19 protein-coding genes, 1 tRNA gene, 3 pseudogenes and 1 riboswitch are annotated in these 18,204 nt (G+C 63.6%); of the genes and pseudogenes, 13 read left to right on the top strand and 10 right to left on the bottom strand.

The features are described 5' to 3' along the window. Positions 1 to 3: 3 nt before the first annotated feature. The 3 genes from NXY83_RS04180 to NXY83_RS04190 all read right to left on the bottom strand — a co-directional run bounded on the left by NXY83_RS04180 (position 4) and on the right by NXY83_RS04190 (position 1,684). Positions 4 to 456 carry a hypothetical protein gene (locus NXY83_RS04180; protein WP_258804837.1) on the bottom strand — a complete coding sequence of 151 codons (453 nt, stop codon included), beginning with the start codon at positions 454 to 456 and terminating at the stop codon, positions 4 to 6. Then, positions 453 to 920 (bottom strand): hypothetical protein, encoded by a 468-nt coding sequence (locus tag NXY83_RS04185; protein WP_258804838.1) that lies wholly within the window; start codon positions 918 to 920, stop codon positions 453 to 455. The genes NXY83_RS04180 and NXY83_RS04185 overlap by 4 nt, the downstream gene beginning before the upstream one ends. Positions 921 to 1,228: 308 nt before the next feature. Continuing rightward, on the bottom strand, positions 1,229 to 1,684 hold the full coding sequence (locus tag NXY83_RS04190; RefSeq protein ID WP_258804839.1) for a hypothetical protein: 456 nt from the start codon (positions 1,682 to 1,684) through the stop codon (positions 1,229 to 1,231). Positions 1,685 to 2,279: 595 nt separating this feature from the next. Between NXY83_RS04190 and NXY83_RS04195 the strand changes: the two genes are divergently transcribed. After that, complete coding sequence (locus NXY83_RS04195) at positions 2,280 to 2,894, top strand: class I SAM-dependent methyltransferase (protein WP_258804840.1); 615 nt, start codon at positions 2,280 to 2,282, stop codon at positions 2,892 to 2,894. A gap of 66 nt (positions 2,895 to 2,960) precedes the next feature. Here NXY83_RS04195 and NXY83_RS20985 read toward each other — a convergent pair whose 3' ends face one another. The 3 genes from NXY83_RS20985 to NXY83_RS04205 all read right to left on the bottom strand — a co-directional run bounded on the left by NXY83_RS20985 (position 2,961) and on the right by NXY83_RS04205 (position 5,261). Next, entirely contained in the window at positions 2,961 to 3,140 is a 180-nt protein-coding gene (locus NXY83_RS20985) for an RNA-binding S4 domain-containing protein (protein ID WP_397427590.1), read from the bottom strand. A gap of 653 nt (positions 3,141 to 3,793) precedes the next feature. Next, positions 3,794 to 4,938, bottom strand: a protein-coding gene (locus tag NXY83_RS04200) for an IS3 family transposase (RefSeq protein ID WP_258804841.1) whose coding sequence is annotated in 2 segments (ribosomal slippage) — positions 3,794 to 4,662 and positions 4,662 to 4,938 — 1,146 coding nt in all. Because the reading frame shifts where the segments join, the coding sequence is not laid out codon by codon here. A 233-nt stretch (positions 4,939 to 5,171) separates the two neighbouring features. Continuing rightward, positions 5,172 to 5,261 (bottom strand) — tRNA-Ser (locus NXY83_RS04205). Between the two features lie 109 nt (positions 5,262 to 5,370). On the opposite strand from NXY83_RS04205, the gene NXY83_RS04210 reads away from it, so the two are divergent. The 5 genes from NXY83_RS04210 to NXY83_RS04230 all read left to right on the top strand — a co-directional run bounded on the left by NXY83_RS04210 (position 5,371) and on the right by NXY83_RS04230 (position 10,038). After that, positions 5,371 to 6,825: an HNH endonuclease signature motif containing protein gene (locus tag NXY83_RS04210; protein ID WP_258804842.1), complete on the top strand. Its 1,455-nt coding sequence runs from the start codon at positions 5,371 to 5,373 to the stop codon at positions 6,823 to 6,825. A 185-nt stretch (positions 6,826 to 7,010) separates the two neighbouring features. Continuing rightward, positions 7,011 to 8,090 (top strand): zinc-dependent alcohol dehydrogenase, encoded by a 1,080-nt coding sequence (locus tag NXY83_RS04215; RefSeq protein ID WP_258804843.1) that lies wholly within the window; start codon positions 7,011 to 7,013, stop codon positions 8,088 to 8,090. A 3-nt stretch (positions 8,091 to 8,093) separates the two neighbouring features. Further along, a complete protein-coding gene (locus tag NXY83_RS04220; RefSeq protein WP_258804844.1) occupies positions 8,094 to 8,489 on the top strand; it encodes a 6-pyruvoyl trahydropterin synthase family protein in 396 nt (131 codons plus the stop codon). 3 nt (positions 8,490 to 8,492) lie between these two features. Further along, on the top strand, positions 8,493 to 9,599 hold the full coding sequence (locus NXY83_RS04225; protein ID WP_258804845.1) for a glycosyltransferase family 4 protein: 1,107 nt from the start codon (positions 8,493 to 8,495) through the stop codon (positions 9,597 to 9,599). 76 nt (positions 9,600 to 9,675) lie between these two features. Further along, positions 9,676 to 10,038, top strand: a complete 363-nt coding sequence (locus NXY83_RS04230) for a hypothetical protein (protein WP_258804846.1) — start codon at positions 9,676 to 9,678, stop codon at positions 10,036 to 10,038. Positions 10,039 to 10,103: 65 nt separating this feature from the next. On the opposite strand, the gene tadA is transcribed toward NXY83_RS04230, so the two are convergent. After that, the gene (tadA, locus tag NXY83_RS04235) at positions 10,104 to 10,607 is read right to left on the bottom strand and encodes a tRNA adenosine(34) deaminase TadA (protein WP_258804847.1); all 504 of its coding nucleotides are present in this window, start codon (positions 10,605 to 10,607) and stop codon (positions 10,104 to 10,106) included. A gap of 60 nt (positions 10,608 to 10,667) precedes the next feature. Between tadA and NXY83_RS04240 the strand changes: the two genes are divergently transcribed. From NXY83_RS04240 to NXY83_RS04255, 4 genes and pseudogenes are all read left to right on the top strand, one after another. After that, on the top strand, positions 10,668 to 11,474 hold the full coding sequence (locus NXY83_RS04240) for a phosphatase PAP2 family protein (RefSeq protein WP_258804848.1): 807 nt from the start codon (positions 10,668 to 10,670) through the stop codon (positions 11,472 to 11,474). Between the two features lie 12 nt (positions 11,475 to 11,486). After that, positions 11,487 to 12,122 carry a uracil phosphoribosyltransferase gene (gene upp / locus NXY83_RS04245; RefSeq protein ID WP_258804849.1) on the top strand — a complete coding sequence of 212 codons (636 nt, stop codon included), beginning with the start codon at positions 11,487 to 11,489 and terminating at the stop codon, positions 12,120 to 12,122. Between the two features lie 28 nt (positions 12,123 to 12,150). Continuing rightward, positions 12,151 to 12,333 (top strand): annotated as a pseudogene (locus NXY83_RS04250) (VOC family protein); the annotation flags it as partial. A 14-nt stretch (positions 12,334 to 12,347) separates the two neighbouring features. Beyond that, positions 12,348 to 13,028, top strand: a complete 681-nt coding sequence (locus NXY83_RS04255) for an HAD-IA family hydrolase (protein ID WP_258804850.1) — start codon at positions 12,348 to 12,350, stop codon at positions 13,026 to 13,028. Between the two features lie 97 nt (positions 13,029 to 13,125). On the opposite strand, the gene NXY83_RS04260 is transcribed toward NXY83_RS04255, so the two are convergent. Both NXY83_RS04260 and NXY83_RS20990 read right to left on the bottom strand, forming a co-directional pair. Next, entirely contained in the window at positions 13,126 to 13,833 is a 708-nt protein-coding gene (locus tag NXY83_RS04260; protein ID WP_258804851.1) for a hypothetical protein, read from the bottom strand. A 5-nt stretch (positions 13,834 to 13,838) separates the two neighbouring features. Then, positions 13,839 to 13,999: riboswitch (cyclic di-AMP (ydaO/yuaA leader) on the bottom strand. A gap of 227 nt (positions 14,000 to 14,226) precedes the next feature. After that, a pseudogene (locus NXY83_RS20990) lies at positions 14,227 to 14,326 on the bottom strand (DNA-binding response regulator); the annotation flags it as partial. A gap of 700 nt (positions 14,327 to 15,026) precedes the next feature. Here NXY83_RS20990 and NXY83_RS04265 point away from each other — a divergent pair. The 3 genes from NXY83_RS04265 to NXY83_RS04275 all read left to right on the top strand — a co-directional run bounded on the left by NXY83_RS04265 (position 15,027) and on the right by NXY83_RS04275 (position 17,526). Continuing rightward, positions 15,027 to 15,890: a winged helix-turn-helix domain-containing protein gene (locus NXY83_RS04265; protein WP_258804852.1), complete on the top strand. Its 864-nt coding sequence runs from the start codon at positions 15,027 to 15,029 to the stop codon at positions 15,888 to 15,890. 44 nt (positions 15,891 to 15,934) lie between these two features. After that, complete coding sequence (locus tag NXY83_RS04270) at positions 15,935 to 16,462, top strand: SixA phosphatase family protein (RefSeq protein ID WP_258804853.1); 528 nt, start codon at positions 15,935 to 15,937, stop codon at positions 16,460 to 16,462. Positions 16,463 to 16,524: 62 nt separating this feature from the next. Further along, positions 16,525 to 17,526, top strand: coding sequence for an EamA family transporter (locus tag NXY83_RS04275; protein ID WP_258804854.1), 1,002 nt, complete (start codon positions 16,525 to 16,527; stop codon positions 17,524 to 17,526). A gap of 487 nt (positions 17,527 to 18,013) precedes the next feature. Here the strand turns inward: NXY83_RS04275 and NXY83_RS04280 are convergent. Continuing rightward, positions 18,014 to 18,202: pseudogene (locus NXY83_RS04280) on the bottom strand (TetR/AcrR family transcriptional regulator); the annotation flags it as partial. Positions 18,203 to 18,204 lie beyond the last annotated feature (2 nt).

The following is an 18,204-nucleotide window of genomic DNA, read 5'->3' on the forward strand; positions in this document are numbered from 1 at the left end:
CGCTCACTTCGGTCCGTCATAGCGTTCCCTGACTCCTTCTTGTTCCCAGTAGCGCTTGTATATGCCGTCATTACCGTGGTTTGTTTCAAACCCGAGGTCATTCAGGTAAATAGTAGAGGCCCTGTCTGCACTGAAGACCTCCCAGCGCAACCTGTTCCGCCCGTCCTCCTGAATCTTCGGAATGATCGCTTCCCAGGCACGGTACTGAACTGCCTGCATCTCGGTGTAGTCGTTGGTGTCGGTGTAAATCCGTGTATCTAGAAACTCACCCGCTACCCCGCCCCCTTTTCGGAACTCCACCTCGACGGCTGTGACTCCTTCCACCGACGAAAGGGTCTCAGTCCAGGAGCTCTCTACCTCCCGTCCGACTTTTTCCCAGTTGGCGCAGGAGGACAGGGTAAGCAGGACGAGAAGTAACCCCGCCAGTCTCCAGGAGCTGCGCGACTGCTCTTTCATGTGGATGTCTTTGGCCGGTCGGGAGCGTTCTGATCCAGATCCGGGAAATGGGCGTTGAGGTTGCCCGTGCCGGGCTCAGGAGAGCCGCGGAGTTTTCGCAGCTGTTTTCCCCGGTATTCAGCGCGGGCCAGGATTAACGCGTAGGGCGTGAGAAACCCTGTCATGCCTATGATCCACAATGCGCCCCAAAAAGGCCCTTCTCCATCCCATATTGGGGACAGCAGCATCCAGCAGCCCCAAATGAATAAAAGCACTGAGAACACCAGGAGAATCCCCATACCCCACCAGGTACTGACTTGGGCGTGGCCTCGGCCGGGAGTGAAGCCAATTTCGTCCCAGGGGTAGCTGTACAACTCCCCAGTCTTTGTCCTGCGGAGAACTCGCTTCTCTCCGGCAGCCACTGCCGTTTGATGCTCGGCATAGACGGCACGATCCCGCTGGTCACGCTCGCGGTCATAGACCATCCTGATCCCCTTGCTTGCTTACTGACCCTATTGATGCCGGCCTGCACGCCCTCGCCCCGCAAAGACATTCTCATTTCAGGCCATTTGGGCCGTGACATCAGCACACCCTCTGAAGCTAACAACACGAAGCCGCACATCCAACCCGAAGCCGTCTGTCGTTTTCAGAAGCCAACTGCACAAAATCCCGCTGAATGCCGGGGTTTGTGCAGACGGGTTGTGATTAGCGACTGGCCGGTACTCCTGTGCACAAGTGCCCGTTTGCTCAGCACTCCTGTTCACAATCCGCGACATCGATTTGTCTCGAAACCTTAGCGTTTCGAGGCATGTGGGTTAGGAGACTCCTCAATCTCAGCGGCTAGGTTGTTGTCGTCTACCCCCGGGCGGCCAGGCACAAGCTTGTCGCGATCCTGGATATACGTTGCGATAGCAACTTTCAAGCCTCCGTCTTCGTCCTTCACCTGGGCCTTATAGACGGCTTTCTGGGACGCATAGATAGAGTCATTCCACCAGTGGGGGTGAAACTTCAGAGCTACAGACGTTGCCGCGGCCAGCAAATCATTGTTTGCTGATGCGAGGTGGTAATCGAAGTCCTCGCCGATCTCATCCGCGAAGTGTCGAAGTAATGCTTCCCAGTCGGGGAGGCCTAAATATCTCCGTGAGACGCCGCTTCCTAAGAACAGGTACGGCAGTGCGGAACGAGCAGCAAGAGATGCTTGCAGGTCTTCCGTCTGCGGAGTGACACTTGTGCTCGTATCGGTAGGCATTGCTCAATTATCTAGGTTGCAATGCTCCTGTTTTCCGCGGCTCGCTGACCCCCGAACTATAAATCCAGACTAGGCGTCTAAACGATGGCATTGCGCCCTTCAAGGTGCGAGCGTATTCATCACTGACCTAAGAAGAGCACGGTGGCCTTACCGTGTCCGGCGCCAAGTGCTGACTGGACCATAGGGCCCCCGATAGGGACACCGACGTGCTTCACCTGGGCTACGCCCAAGTCCGACACAACGTCAATGCCCTGATCGTTGCCGGAACCTGTAGTCCTTGCCCCCTTCATCCCTAGGGTTTCGCGCATGTACCAGGCAGCCAATCCTCGCCGTCGCGCCAATCGGCAAGCAGTATTTCCCTATGATGGCGGGAACGAAACGGTACGGTCATAGCCCAAACGATAGCGTTTCAGGCCACGGGCAGCGAAAGTGGAAGTCGTGGAATGGCTGTTGGCGGGACCGACCCAATTCGCCCGGCGAGGCGTTGATAAGCCGTAGGAAAGCAGTTGACGCCTCGAAAGGGAACAGAAACTTGACGCCCGAAAGGGGAAAGGTACTCAATGCGGCCCCGCCATCGCGGACTAGACTCTCGAATGTGGCAAAAGAATCGCTCTGGGAGGCAGGAAAGCGTCAGGATCCCAACCGCTCAGCGGCCTATATCCGGCGTTTTGAGGAGCTGATCGCGCAAGGCGTAGATTTGCACGGGGAGGCACGCTGTATTGACGCGCTGGCTGCCCGAAGTTCCCGCATCCTCGACGCCGGTTGCGGGCAGGGACGGGTCGGCGGTGAGCTTGCCCGGCGGGGCCATACGGTGATTGGGGTTGACGCCGACGCTGAGCTGGTCGAAGCTGCCCGGACGGCCCATCCGGAATCTGCCTGGCTGGTGGGGGATTTGACCGAGTTGGACCTTCCTGCGCGCGGCATCGCGGAACCTTTCGACGTGATCGTCTGTGCCGGAAACGTCCTCGCTTTCCTGGCCCCGGGTACGTCGCAGGAGGTTCTTACCCGCTTACACCGCCATCTGGCGAAGGGCGGGCGCCTGATTGTCGGTTTCGGCGCAGGGCACGACTACACCTTCGAGAAGTTCTTTGCTGACGCGGCCGGCGCCGGTTTCACCGTCCCGGTACGCCTGGCTACCTGGGACCTGAGGGCTTGGACGCCGTCGTCAGATTTCCTCGTTGCAGTGTGCGAGGCCGAAGGCTCGGACTAGCAGTTGTGCCGATCCACCTCTATCTGCCGTCACATGCGATCTGTTGAGGGCAAGTCGTTGGGCAGGCTACCCCGGCACTACGGTCACGGTAACGCCGTTCACAGTCACCGAATCACCCGGGTGAATCTGTCGTCCCCGGCGGTCCTCGACCGTTGAACCGACCGTCGAATGACGCCTGCACTGACATATGGCGGTCTGTGGTGATCGATTGTGAAAAGCTGCCGTCCGGGTTGGTGATGGCGCCAGTGAGTATCACCGCATAAGACTTGAGCCTATTTGGCTGTGGGCTCGGAGGGCTCGATGAGCTCCGGGCCATTGTTGCGCACGCTCATTTCTAGACTGGAAAGCCAATCGAAAACCCGCTGAGCAATATCAGGGGCACCAAGACGCATAGGTCTTGTTGGACTTGGGACGCCCTGGTGGACCAGTGAATTCCTATTGGCCGACAGATCCTGGACATGTTTCCATAGGTCGAGGTCGGCCTTATCAAGACGGATTCCACATACTGCCTGCATCAGATCTAGAAAAAGGTAGTGAAACGATGATCCTTTGCTAAGTAGAAGGTGAAGCATCGCAGCGTTCAGTTCGTTCGCGGCCGCTCGGACATGTTCCTGGACTCTGATTTCGCAGGCAATTGCTGCAAGGATGACAGCGCGCTTGCCATCCGGTCTATCCGTTCCCTCTGTCAGGTGCCAAGCATCAGCCAGGAGAGCTTGCGACGGTGAGACCTCTTGCCCACTTTCGACACCATTCATCACAAGTTGCAGTCGAGATACGTCTATCCGACTTCGCGAAGAGACGAAAGTTCTACTCACTGCGGGCCCGAGTCCAGCGATCGGTTTACCTGACTCGGCATAGTAGACGCCAGGGACTGCCCCGGCTTTTGTTGACTCGGGGTTTTAGGCCGCTGTGAGCTCGGTCCGGTTGATTGTTTCATATTCAATAGGTGTGAGTTTTCCCAGCCGTCTTTGCCGTCGCCGCCGGTGGTAGGTCCTTTCGATCCAGGTCGTGATGGCGAGGCGGAGGTCCTGTCTGGTGGGCCACCGCTGGCGGTCCAGGACGTTTTTTTGCAGCAGCGAGAAGAACGATTCCATCGCGGCGTTGTCCGCACACGCGCCAACCCTGCCCATCGAGCCTGTGAGCCGGTGGTGCCGGAGCGATTCGACGAAGCGGCGGGACCGGAACTGGGACCCCCGGTCCGAGTGCACGACCGTCGCTGCCGGGCAGCGTGCCCGCACTGCGTTCTCCAGCGCAGCGACGGCCAGCGAGGCCTTCATCCGCAAGTCCATCGAGTAGCCGACGATCCTTCCGGAATAAACGTCCTTCACCGCGCAGAGGTAGAGCTTGCCCTCTGCGGTGGAGTGTTCGGTGATGTCCGTCAGCCACAGCTCGTTCGGCGCTGCGGCGGTGAAATCCCGCTCGACCAGGTCGTCGTGGACCGGCGGCCCGGGTCTGCGGTTCAGGCCCCGCTTCTTCGAGAACACCGACCAGATGCCGTGGTCCCTGCACAGGCGCTGGACCCTGTTCTCACCCGCTGTGATGCCCTTCTCCGGGAGTTCGTCGGCGATGAAACGGTACCCGAAGGCAGGGTCCTCGGCATGGATGTCCAGGGCGGCGTTGACGAGGTGCGCATCGATCCAGTCGCGTTCCGTCACCGGACTGGCCTTCCACCGGTAATAGCCTTGCTTGCTGAACTTCAACACCCTGCAGGTCACCGCCACGGGAACACCGTCGGCGGCAAGATCCGTGACCAGCGGGTAGATCATTTTGGGTTGATGTCCCTGGCCAGATAGGCCGCGGCCCGGCGCAGAATCTCGTTCTCCTGTTCCAACAGGCGGTTCCGCTTCTTCAGCTCCCGCACCTCGGCCGACTCCGCCGCCGCCGGGCCGGCCCCGGATTCCTTACGCTCGGCAATGGCAATCCAGCGCTTGAGCGTCGTGACCGAAAGCCCGAAATCCTTCGCAATCTGCGCCAGCGGCGCCTCGCCCTTCCGGGCCACATCAATAACATCCTGGCGGAACTCCGCCCCATAAGGCGTCGGCATGGTCAACATCCTTCCACGAGCACAAGCTCGCTAGGTCAAGGAGTCAACAAAACCGGGGGCAGTCCCTTGTGGTGCGAGTACTGGAACATCTTGCTTTGGGCTGAAGCGCAAAGTTGGCGGCTAGGCGAGCCCGCCGTAAAGAGTTTTGCCAATTCTTTGCCAACGAGTATGTTTCAAGCAAAGCAAAAGGTCCTGCTTCCCTTGGCTTACAAGGGAAGCAGGACCTTCTCAGTTGGCGGTGACGGTGGGATTTGAACCCACGTTGGCTTTTACACCAAACAACATTTCGAGTGTTGCACCTTCGGCCGCTCGGACACGTCACCAACCTCAATAGGGTACCGGAGCGAGGCGTACATCCCCAAAACGGGCGGCCAAAACGCCGGTGACTGGTGGTGAACTCGGATTGTCAGACCCCCCTGACAGGATTTGGATATGGCAAACAAAGCAGCACTTGAGGCGTTGGAGGTCCTGGAGGCGTCCCTTGCTGAGCTTGCTGCTGTGATCCGCGGGACCGGTGCCGCTGGTGCTGGTGCCGTTGTTGATCTGTTGCGGGAGCAGGCGGATCGTAGCCTTGACGGGCTCGAGGGGGTTGCCCGGCTTGAGGCCGGGACTGCTGCGTTGAAGGTGCGTCTGGCGGCGGAGTACGCAGAAGCAGCGAACTCTATGGCGGGACCCGCCGTATTGCCGTATGAGGCCACGGCCCGGGAGATGTCGATGGTCGCTGAGGTCGCGGGCGTGTTGACGGTGAGCGCCCCGGCTGCCGGTGCCTTGCTGAACCAGTCCCGGGTGCTGACCACTACCTTGCCGTTGACCCTGGCCGGGTTGCAGGACGGGACCCTGTCCTGGGCGCACGCGAAAGCCATGGTCGAGGAAACCGCCGCCCTGGATCCTGCCGGGGCCGCGGCGCTGGAGGGGCACTTCCTGGATCCGGACGCGCCGAACCCGGCCCGCGGCTGCCCTGCCGGGGAGCTGGTCCCGCACCGGTTCCGGCACAAGGCCCGGACCTGGCGCGAACGCCACCACCCCGAAAGTCTTGAGAAGCGCCACGCCAAGGCCGTGGTGGACCGGCGCGTCGAGTGCCGCCCGGACCAGGACGGGATGGCCTGGGTTAACGCCTACCTGCCTGCCAACACCGCTACGGCCATCTGGAACCGCACCAACGCGACCGCCCGCGGCCTGCAGGGCCCGGAGGAGGCCCGCACCCTTACCCAGCTCCGGGCTGATATCTTCGCCGCCGCCCTCCTGGGCAACGGACCCAGCCACCAGAGCACGCCCGGGGATGATGACGAACCGTTCGGCGGAAGTACAGGTCCTGCCGACGTGCCCGTGGCCAACGCCCAGGTCCTGGTCACCGTCCCCGTCTTTTCCCTGCTCGGTCTCACCGATGAACCGGCGATGCTCGACGGGCACGGGCCCATCCCGGCCTCGATGGCAAGGAAACTGGTCGCGCACGGAGCAGACTCGTTTCACCGGGTCCTGGTTGACCCAAGGGACGGGGCGCCGCTGGAAATCGGCCGCAGCAGTTACCGGGTCACCAAGACCATCCGGCGCTGGCTGCAGATGCGGGACGCCAAGTGCCCGTTCCCCGGCTGCTCCAACCACTCCCTGGACAACGAAGCAGACCACCTCCTCGCCTGGCACCAGGGCGGAACCACCGGGATCAGCAACCTCGGCCAGCCCTGTCCCAAACATCACCGCCTCAAACACGCCAGCGGATGGACACCCACACCAGCCACCAAAAACGAACCACCCGGCTGGACCTCACCCACCGGCAGACAATACAAAAGCGAACACCAGGACTGGGAACCACCCCACTGGCCTCGAGGATGCCTGCCCGCGGACCGAAGCGTTTTGGAGGAAAAGATTGTGGAGTATCTGTCGTCATAGAGAGCTCAGTCGTGCCGCTTGCATGTCTGGCGCATCGCCCACAGGCGCAGAAGTGCTGGCTGGAATGCCTTACCAGCACGGGCGTGAGGCATGGCAACTGCCCTTCGGCTCCTATTTCCTGCAAGCTTCAACCCCATTGTCCGACTTTCCCCCTGCGCATCAGTCCGGCTAGATTCATCAGCACAATGACTAATGCGCAAACTCCCGTCCACGCGACCGCCTACTGGACCACAGCCTGTGAACACGGCGAGCTCCGGTCCGAGGAGCTGCCGGCCCCCGGCCCAGGTGAAGCCTTGGTCCGGGCCCTCTTCTCCGGCATCAGCAAGGGCACCGAATTGGTGGTCCACCACGGCGCCGTCCCGCCCCGGGTCGCCAAGGAAATGCGGGCTCCGCACCAGGAGGGCCAGTTCCCCGGGCCGGTGAAGTTTGGATACCTGTCGGTGGGTGTCGTCGAAGAGGGGCCGGAAGACTGGAAAGGCCAGCGCGTGTTCTGCCTTAACCCGCACCAGGACCGCTACGTCGTTCCGGTCGGGGACCTGACCAGGATTCCTGACAGTGTGCCCAGCCGACGCGCCGTACTAACGGGAACGGTGGAAACTGCAGTCAACGCACTCTGGGAGGCTGGACCCCGCCTGGGGGACCGGGTAGCAGTAGTAGGTGCTGGCCTGGTGGGTGGCATGGTGGCTACGCTCCTGCGCACCTTTCCGTTAGGCCGCCTGCAGCTCGTGGACCTGGACCCCGGCAGGAAACAGCTGGCGGACACGTTGGGCGTGGACTTCGCCCAACCGGATGAGGCCCTGGCCGACTGCGACATCGTCTTCCACTGCTCCGCATCACAGGAGGGCCTGAAACGCAGCCTGCAGCTGGTCGGCGACGAAGGGGACGTCATCGAGATGTCCTGGTACGCCAACCGTGAGGTCACTCTGCCGCTGGGGGAGGACTTCCACGCTCGGCGCCTCTCCATCAGGGCCAGCCAGGTAGGGGTGGTTGCGCGCGCCCGCCGCCACCGCCGGACCAACGCAGACCGCCTCGATCTTGCCGTATCCCTGCTGGTTGATCCGGTCTTCGAGGCCTTCCTCACCGGCTCGTCGCCGTTCGACGAGCTGCCCGAAGTGGTGCAGGGCCTTTCCCACGGCACTTTGGAGGCGCTCTGCCACGTCATCGAGTACCCCCAGGACGCCAAGAACCATAAAAACGCTGGAAGCCCTCAGGACCCTGAAAGCAACCAGGACTCACCGCCCGCCGACTCCCAATCCACGAGGTAAACCATGTTCAGCCTGACCGTCCGCCGCCACTTCATGATCGCCCACAGCCTTCCGCACGAGGCCTTCGGCCCGGCCCAGGCCCTGCACGGGGCAACCTTCGTGGCAGAGGTGGCGTTCCGCCGTCGTACCCTCAATGACCACGCCATCGTCCTCGACATCGGCGCCGCCGGCACGATGATCGAGGAAGTGCTGGCCGGGCTGAACTACCGCAACCTGGACGAACATCCGGACTTTGCCGGCAAGCTCAGCACCACCGAGGCGCTTGCCCTGTATATTGCCGAGTCCGTTGCAGAAAAGATCAAAAATGACGACGACGGCCGTGACCTTGAGGGTATCGACGTAACCCTCCGCGAGAACCCGGACGCCTGGGCCACCTACTCGCTCGACCTGTCCGCCTAAGCCATGCGCCCCATCCGCCTGCTGGTTCCCGGCAATATCCTCCACAATTCGGGCGGTAACGCCTACAACGCCCGGCTGGTCCAAGGGCTGAAGGCCCACGGTGCCGATGTCGAGGTGCTGGCAGTTGAAGGATCCTGGCCCGAAGCCTCGGCTAAGGAGCGGCGCCGGCTGGGCACGCTCCTGGGTGGCTGGGAACCGGAGCCAGGACGGGAGCCAGCCGTGGTCATCGTCGACGGGCTGGTGGCCGTAGGCGTCCCGGACGAACTGGAGTACGCCGCCAAGGCGGGGCGCGAAACGTGGGTGCTGGTCCACATGACTGTTGCCGAGAGTGCCGATCCCCGCCCCTTGGACTGGGAGGCCCGGGCCCTTCGGGCTGCTTCCGGCATTATCTGCACCAGCAGCAGCAGCGCCGCGGTCCTCAGGGAGCGTTACGGCCTTTCCGGCATGGCGGTTGCACTGCCCGGCGTTGATCACGCTCCTGAAGCGTCCGGTTCCCAGCCGCCCCACATCGTCGTCATCGCGGCGCTCCTGCCCACGAAGGACCAGTTGCTGACAGTCGAAGCCCTGTCACAGATCCAGGACCGGGAGTGGACGGCGGCGCTGGTGGGTTCGGACCAGGCCGACCCCGAGTATGCGGGAAAGGTGCGGACTGCCGTCGCGGCGTACGGACTGGAGGATCGGATCAGGCTGACCGGCGAGCTTACTGGTGAAGCCTTTGAACGCGAGTGGGATGCTGCAAACCTGAGCCTCCTGGTGTCCCGGGCAGAGGCGTTCGGAATGGTGGTCACCGAGTCGCTTGCCCGGTCCATCCCGGTGGTGGTGCGCGAGGGGACAGGAGCCGTGGAAGCATTGGGGCTGGCCGGGCTGACAGATGACGACGGCGGTCCCAGGCTTCCCGGTGTAGCTGTAACTCTTCTGCCGGGGCACCCCCAGAGCCCGGCCAAGCTGGCCGATGTACTGCGCAACTGGCTGGACCATGCCGAAACCAGGGAAGCCTGGCGGGAAGCAGCATCGGAAGCGCGGAACAGGCTGCCGGGCTGGAACCAGACGGCGAAGACAGTTCTGGAGGCGCTTTCCGCGCGCCAGCGGGACGGGGTGCCTGACCTGTAGCCATTGTGAACCGGAAACCGGTGCGAAGGCGGGAACACCGTGGCTCCACCCGGTGTTAACTCTGGTGGAGATAATCATGGTGAACACGACGAACTACACAGCACTGATCATTCCGGCCGAGCACGCTGAAGCGGTCCGTGTTGACCTTCTGGAATACAATCCCGAGGTCCTCGAAGGCCTGGTTTGCGGCGTGTTGGAGGATGTCATCCGCGGTGACTGGTGCGTCTACCTGAACGCCGAAGGCCACTCCGCGAACCAACCCGTCAATGTTCGGGCCGCCCGACTTATGCAGGAGTGCGGTGTGGATGATGTGGTGGTGCCGCGCGGTACCGCCGTTTTCCTTGGCCGCGGCAGGAATTGGGGAACTGCTGCAGACGTCCCCGAACACCTCATCCACCGTGCGGAACAGCTCTTTGGCGTAGTCACCCAGGCAGCCTGACCCGGCCGGGTTGCACCAGCCGCGGGGGCGGCAGCGTCGGCGGACGGACCGGGCGATTGCAGAAGCTAGAGCCTGCTGCGGTGCCCGGCGAAAAATTCGCGCAGCAGCGCCGCGCACTCGGCTTCCCGGACCCCGGAGTAAACCTCTACCCAGTGGTTAAGGCGGCGCTCGCGGAGGACATCGAACACAGAGCCTGCGGCCCCGGCTTTCTCGTCCCAGGCCCCAAACACCACCCGGGGAATCCGCGCCAGGACAATCGCTCCGGCACACATGGCGCACGGTTCCAGGGTGACCACCAGTGTGCAGTCGGACAGCCGCCAGCCGTCAGCCGGGCCGCCGCCGAGCAGTGCACGCTCCCGCAGCCGCTCCGCAGCCTGGCGGATCGCAACCACCTCGGCGTGGGCGGTGGGGTCTCCAAGCTCTTCCCGCTGGTTCCGTCCGGAACCCAGCACGGCGCCGTCGGGCCCCAACACCACGGCGCCGATCGGCACGTCCTCTGTAGCAAGTGCACGGCGGGCTTCTGCGAGGGCAAGCCCCATCCACGTGTCGTGTTTTCCAGCGGAGACCATGGCTCAATGATAGTTTCGAAGGACACCAGAGCCCGTGACGCACATCCGCCGGGAGGCACAATGAGCACGGTCCGAGACCGCGTGGACAAGTGGATCAAGCCGTATGCCGCCCTGTGGCTGACCTTGATCGTCGGCGGGACCCTGGTGATTGCCCTTGCCATGCTGGGCACCGAGGTGTACTCCGACGTTGTGGACGAGGAAGGGCTGGCGAGCCTTGATATTCCCGCCCTCGAATATTTCCAGTCATTGCGGAACCCGGAAACGGATGCCTTCGTCACCGGCTTCACTAATGTCGGCGGCGGCATCGGTATGCCCGTCCTGGCGAGCCTCCTCACGGCCTGGCTCACCTTCCTGAGCAGGACGTGGCGGCCCATCATCCTGGTAGGGGGCGCGGCAGCGGTATCGACAACGGCCACCGCAATGGGCAAGCGGCTCGTGGGCAGGACCCGCCCGGACCATACGGAGGCGGTCCCGCCCTACGAGACCTCACCGTCCTTCCCCAGCGGCCACACACTGAACACCACCGTGGTGATCGGCGTGCTGCTCTACATCATGTTCCTGCAGTTCCAGATGCTCTGGGCGCGGATTACCGCCATCACGGCAGGGGTCGTCTTCATCATTGCGATGGGCCTGAGCCGGGTGTTCCTGGGCCACCACTGGCTGACCGACGTTATGGCCGGCTGGCTCCTGGGCCTCGCCTGGGTGGGAATCGTGATCCTCGCCCATCGGCTGTTCCATCTGACCCGACGGCGGGAGCATGCCGGCCCTGCACCCACGTTCGAGCACCCGGTGGTGCGCGATGTCGTGGCTGAGTCCCTGCACCATGACGGCGGCCACACAGAGCGCGGGAGGGATAATGCCGGATGATAGTTTTGTCGCATGCGCACTCTCGTTGTGGACCACCCGCTGGTCGCCCATAAGCTCACCGTTCTCCGGGACAAAAACACTCCGTCCCCGGTTTTCCGGCAGCTGACCGAGGAACTGGTGACGCTCCTGGCCTACGAGGCCACCCGTGAGGTCCGCACCCAACCCGTCACCATCGAGACCCCCGTCAGCACCACCGTGGGCACCGCGTTCACCAAGCCCACTCCGCTGGTGGTTCCTATCCTGCGCGCAGGTTTGGGCATGCTCGAAGGGATGACCAAACTGGTCCCCACTGCTGAGGTGGGATTCCTGGGGATGGCCCGGGACGAGGAAACGCTGGACATCATCACCTATGCAGAGCGCCTCCCCGAGAACCTCACGGACCGGCAGATCTTCGTCCTGGACCCCATGCTGGCCACCGGTGGAACCCTGCGCGAAGCCATCAAGTTCCTGTTCAAGCGCGGGGCATCGGACGTGACCTGCATCTGCCTGCTGGCAGCGCCGGAAGGCCTGGCCAAGCTGGAAGAGGAACTGTCCGGCGCCAACGTGACCATCGTCCTGGCATCCATTGACGAGAAGCTGAACGAAAAGTCCTACATCGTTCCCGGACTCGGGGACGCGGGCGACCGCCTGTACGGCATCGCAGGCTAAGGGCGGCCACGCCGGCATTCCCCGCGGGGCGCCGCCGGGAACGGGCTCGAACCTCCAGCTGGTGGTCAGCGACATCCAGGCAGCCCATAAGCACCTGAAGGACAACGGGGTGGACGTCAGAGACGTGGATGTGCAGGACTGGGGCCACTTTGTCTACTTCGCAGACCCGGACGGGAATAAATGGGCGGTGCAGTACATCCCTGGCCGGTAGGGCAGGATGGAGGCATGAGCCTGCCTGCCTCCACTGCCCAACAGACCCTGACCTGCCGTGCCGTCCTTTTCGACATGGACGGCACCTTGGTTGATTCCACCGCAGTGGTGGAACAGGTCTGGAGCGAATTCGCGGTGCGCTACGGCCTGGACTTCGAGGAGATCCTCAGAACATCGCACGGTGTACAGGCCATCGACACCGTCCGGCGCTTTGCGCCCGCCGGTGCGGACGTGTTTGCCCTGGCGTCCGAACTCGGCGCAATGGAGCGTGTCCGGACGGAGGGCATTTTGGCCTTGCCCGGAGCGGCCCGGCTGTTGGCTGCCTTGCCAGGGGACGTCGTTGCCCTGGTCACCTCTGCCGACCGCGTGCTGGCCGACATCCGGATGGCCGCTGCAGGACTCCAGATGCCGGCTACGGCAGTGACAGCCGAACTGGTGAGCCGGGGCAAGCCGGATCCGGAGGGCTACCTGAAGGCCGCAGCCCTCCTGGGCGCAGAGCCCGCCGAGGCGCTGGTCTTTGAGGATGCCCCCGCCGGCATTGCCGCCGGGCTGGCAGCGGGGATCCGCACCGTGGCGGTGGGGCCGAACACCGGACCGCTCCCGGACGGCGTGCTGCACATCGCGGACTACAGCAGCATCACCGCAGAAGTGGATGCGGACGGACCGGGCCGGCCGGTTATTTCTTTCCGGCTTTGAGGTCCGCAACCCTGCCCGGCCGCCTCCGCAGCCATCGCAACAGAACAGGCCACTTCAACAGGTCAGTCCGAACCTGGTGCCGGGAACCTGTCCGGCTTTAGTACCAGTTGTTGGCGTAGTGGAAGTTCAGGGCGCCGCACGGGGACTGGTAGCGCTCCTGGATGTAGTTCAGTCCCCAGTTGATCTGCGTGCGGTAGTTGGTGAGGTAGTCGGCTCCGGCGCTCGCCATCTTTTCTGCGGGCAGGGACTGCACGATGCCGTAGGCGCCGCTGCTGGGGTTGGTGGCCGTGGTGGTCCAGTCCGACTCCTTGGTCCACAGCGTCTGCAGGCACTGCATCTGGTCCGGGGCCCAGCCATAGGAAGCCAGTTGGCCGGCAGCGTAGGCCTGGGCACCGGCGGGATCATTAACCGCGACGACGGGAGCAGGTTCGGGTGCCGGGGCCGGAGCGGGTTCGGGGGCGGGTGCCGGAGCAGGCTCGGGTGCGGGAGCGGGCTCGGGCGCCGGAGCGGGCTCGGCAGCCTGGGGCACAACGTCGATCCCGGCGGGAGCGGGTGACTCGGCCGGGTTGGAGCGGATCTCGCTCTTCTCGATGCTCATCTGCGCATCTGTCGTTAAGGACTGCTCGGTGGAAGCAACTGTCGTCAGCGACTCGGTGGCCTGGCCTGCGGCACCTACTCCTACCAGCAGCGCACAGGACGCTGCGAGGACTGCCGCGCGCTGTCCCATTGTGAAGTTCTTGCCTTCAGGGCGCTCGTTGCTTGTTGACCCGTTTTTCGGGCGCGGTTTTACCGGGAATTTGAACATGGTGGATCGCCTCTCACACCTGCGGAGTTAGCTGTCGGGTTCGGATGAGGGCATCCGGCCACACGGAAAGATCACGTGCTGGCTTAACCCCAAGGGCAGTCAGTGCCCGGGACGGTGGGTCCCCCGCCTCTGCCTTTGGTCAACCGGAATCCGGGAAGTGGCAGAGTTTGGCGTCATCCGGATATGCGCCCCGTCGGGAACCGCACCCAATCGACGGTACAGGAGTGCAGCACTTAAGTCACATTTAGGTAACGGAGATCACGACGACGGCGCGTCGGCTTGCCCGCGATCGAGCAGAAGGTGCCGGCCATCTCCAAGTGGGTGCCCGCCCGGCTGTGATGCCACCGTTACCGCCCGCCCTCTCTTTCAGGATGATTGCAGAATGGATAAGCCCAGCCCGGGTTCGTCGTCCACCGCCAGGGCACGGATAGGGGAGCCGTCCGGGGTGGGAGGGCGTGGGAAGGTTGTTGGTCACGGAGTGCGAACTGGCCATGGGACGACTCTCCGATCATTCGTTTGAGCCGGGCTGTGGGCTTCGTGTGTTCCTGGCTGTGAATCCCAAGCGGGCCGGCCGGGCTGGTACTGCTTTTGCTGTCCCACTCCATCCGTGCTGTGGAAGGCCGGTGCGGGGTTCTGGAAGGAGTTCATCCGGCGGCTACGACAGATTTCCGGGGCTGCTGCGGAAATTTTTCTTTTCCAACTCCGCGCGCCGCTGGACACGTACTCCTGTAGGTGCGGGCATTTTGGCATCGAGCACTCAGTTGAATAAGGGCGAGCAAAAAAGGCCACATGTCGAATAAAGTTTCAGGAAAGGGGCGGATGAGAGGCTCCCACCAGATAACGAACGTTATTCTTTCGCCTCATCCAGAATCGTGATCTGCACCACAATGGAGCATTTTGTCTCACCATGCGGACGACCCGGTCCATTGTTACTTGCAAGTTGCCATTGTTACGCTGCACACTTCCAATGTGAACAAGAACTCAACAGCACCTGCAGCCGCAGAATATTGGCCCAGCACATCAGCTGCTGCCGACATGCGCTGTTGTCGAATGCACGCCTGACCTTCCCACCCTCCGAAGTTCTTAGGCATTCGCCCCCAGCCCAGCGTCGGGCGCCCCTCCCCAGTTCGCATTGCGGGAAAACCCAGCATTCGAGCCGCGATGGCGGCCATTCACATTGAGGTAAGCATTTCATGTCAGTTGCATCCGGATACGTCCACATCTCTGTCCGTAACGCCGCCAAGGCCGGCCAGCCGTCGGGCCTGCGTCCCGGCTTCGCACCCCGTCCGTCGCTTGCTCCTTCATCCGGAAGCACCTTCCCTGCACAGGGCTACGCGCCCCAGGGATACAACCCCAACTCCTATGGTCAGCTCCGCGCCGTTCCGCCGTCCGACTCGGCGCCCGTCACGGCCCCCACTCCCGTGGTAGCCGGACCGAATGCCGTACGCCCCGTAGCAAACGACAACGTGGCCCGCGGGTTCGTCCTGTACATGGGGATCGACGAGGAAACCGCAGCAGCAGCAGGCACCTCCATCGCCAAGCTCGCCCAGGAAATCCGCGCCTACGCCCAGTCCCTCGTGACCGGGGCGGAGAGCTACGCAGCCGTGGCCGTCGCCCCCGCCGGCACACCCGGTTCCGCGCTCGACGTCGTCCGTTCCACCTTCGGCGACCCCACCGTGAACTCCCGCCAGCGCACCGAGGCGCAGCGCCCGCAGCAGCCGCAGGAACCGCGACCCTCCGGCGTCCTCATCGACCTTGCCCGTCGTGAAGTCCACCTTGACGGTGAATCACTCAACCTGACGTTCAAGGAGTTCGAACTCCTGAACTACCTGGTCGAGAACGGCACGCGCACCGTGGGCCGCGACGAACTGCTTGAGGGCTTGTGGCGCAACGCCGAAGAAGTGCCCAACGAACGCACCATCGACGTCCACATCCGCCGGCTCCGCTCCAAGCTTGGCCGTCTCGCCAACACCGTCCGCACCGTCCGCGGCCAGGGCTACCGGTTCTACGAGCACCCTGAAGTTGTTGTCTGGGCCGCTCCGGAATACTCGATCTAGCTCGTGCCTCCGCGGCTTTTTTAGCGGCGGACTAGGCTTTAGGCATGAGTGAGCACCATCTTCGACGGCTTGTGATCATGCGGCATGCCAAAGCTGACTGGCCTGGCGGCGTGGCTGACCATGAGCGTCCGCTGGAGGAACGCGGGCACCGGGAAGCGCCGCTTGCCGGGCGCTGGCTGCTCAAGCACAACATCGTTCCCGACTTCATCCTGTGCTCCAGCGCCCTGCGGACCCGGCAGACCTGCACCTGGGTCTGCTCCGAGCTGGGGGACAAGGCCCCCACGCCCAAGCTGGAGGACGGACTGTACGCTGCCTCCGCCCTTCGGATGCTCACCGTCATCAACCATGTGCCGGACACCGTGACCACACTCATGCTGATCTCGCACCTGCCGGGCGTGCAGGACCTGGCCATGCACCTCGCCTCACGGGATTCCGACCACGACGCCTACATGGACGCCGCTACCCGCTATCCCACCAGCGCGCTGACGGTGCTGGAGACGGAGAAGTCCTGGGCCGAGCTCGACGGACAGGATGCACGCATCACCAAGTTCAAGGTTCCGCGCGCCCACTAGCGGCGAGGGCTGCCGTGCCCGCCGTCGTGGTCCCGGGCCGGTACATCTGCCACAGTGGGACCGTGAACCTTCGAGATTCCCTCCTTGCTGTCCTCGTTGCCGTGCTGTGGGGCCTGAATTTCGTGGCCATCGACGTTGGACTGCACCCTGCAGGCCACGAAGTGCCGCCGCTCCTGTTCGTGGCAATGCGCTTTTTGCTGGTGGTCTTTCCCTGGATCTTCTTCATCAGGAAGCCGGATATCAGCTGGAAGGCGATCATCGGCGTCGGGCTATTCATGAGTGCGGGCCAGTTCGGCCTCCTGTACCTGTCCATGGCGCTGGGCATGCCGGCGGGCCTGGCGTCCCTCGTGCTGCAGGCGCAGGTGCTGCTGACGGTCCTCCTGGCCGCCGGATTCCTGGGCGAGCGGCCGAACACCAGGCAACTCGCCGGCGTGGTCCTGGGCGTTGCCGGCCTCGCCGTCGTGGCAGTGGGCCGCAGCGCCGTGGCACCGCTGCTGCCGCTTCTCATCGTGCTGGCCGCGGCCCTCTCCTGGGCTGTCGGAAATGTTATCGCCCGCAAAGCCAAGGCCGCCTCCGGGCTGGGCCTGGTCGTGTGGTCAGGCGCGGTGGTTCCGCTGCCCCTTGCCGCGCTTTCGCTGCTCGTTGAAGGCCCGGACGACGTGTTCTCGACGCTCGGCAACCTGCAGCCGCCCACTGTCTTCAGCGCGCTCTACACTGCTGTGTTCGCATCCCTGGTGGGCTACGGAATCTGGAACCGGCTCCTCGCCAGCCACCCGTCGTCGGCCGTTGTTCCGTTTACTTTGCTCGTCCCCGTGGTGGGCATGACTGCTGCGTGGCTGGCGCTGGAAGAGGTGCCGACCCCTGCCGAACTGGCTGGCGGGCTGCTGCTCCTGGGCGGGGTTGCGACGGCGGTCGTCACCGTTGGCGGCCGGCGGCCTCAGCGCCGTGTTGCCGAGCCCGCGCCCGGCCTGGGTGCAGGTTTCCGGGCCGGTGAAGCGGACGACGACGGCCGCTTGGCTGCTGGCGGTACCCGTGCCGGAACGCGGGTACCGGACGCCCGTTGAACCGATGTGCTTCTGGTGGCCGGAGGCCGGACCGCCGCCGCCGGCCGGCGCGTGCCAGGGGAGCGCCTTCCGCTCGAGCTGCCGAAACGGCTTCCCGCAGGCCAGGCCGCGCCGAGGAACAGGACCAACAACGTTGCCACGAAGGAGGCAGCGGCAGCAAGGAAATAGTTGTCCGGATCATTGGTGGGCAGGGGAGTGCCTACGAACGAGGACTGCCCGTCGTATGCCAGCTCCCAGGTACTGATGAAGGCCAGGGCGAAGCCGATCGCCAGGCTGGTGCCTGCCCCGGTGGCCAGCAGGACTAAGCGCCGCCCCCGGGCCAGGACCTCAGCGACGGCCGATAGATAGGACAGCCCCAGGACGCCGAGGAACGCCACGAAGACCGGCCCGGCGAGGGTCATCCCGGTGAGCACCAGCAACCCGGCCGCGACGATGCCGGTGATGACCGCAAACTTTCCGCTGTTCCCCATGTGGCGCATGTGCACCATCATCCCTGAGGAGCATCCGGCTTCAGCACGTAGCCGCGCATGATGGCCATGATTGCTGCAACGCTTTGGTCACGGGTGCGCTCCGGGTTGTACGTCTGGCGGTCCAGGCCCACCACAAAGCAGGCACCAAAAATGGCTGTTTCCAGGCTGCCCCGCGGCACTGATTCATCCACCGGGTATGCCGTGGCGT

The sequence above is a fragment of the Pseudarthrobacter sp. NS4 genome, assembly GCF_024758005.1.
In the GTDB taxonomy this organism is placed as follows: Bacteria; Actinomycetota; Actinomycetes; order Actinomycetales; family Micrococcaceae; genus Arthrobacter.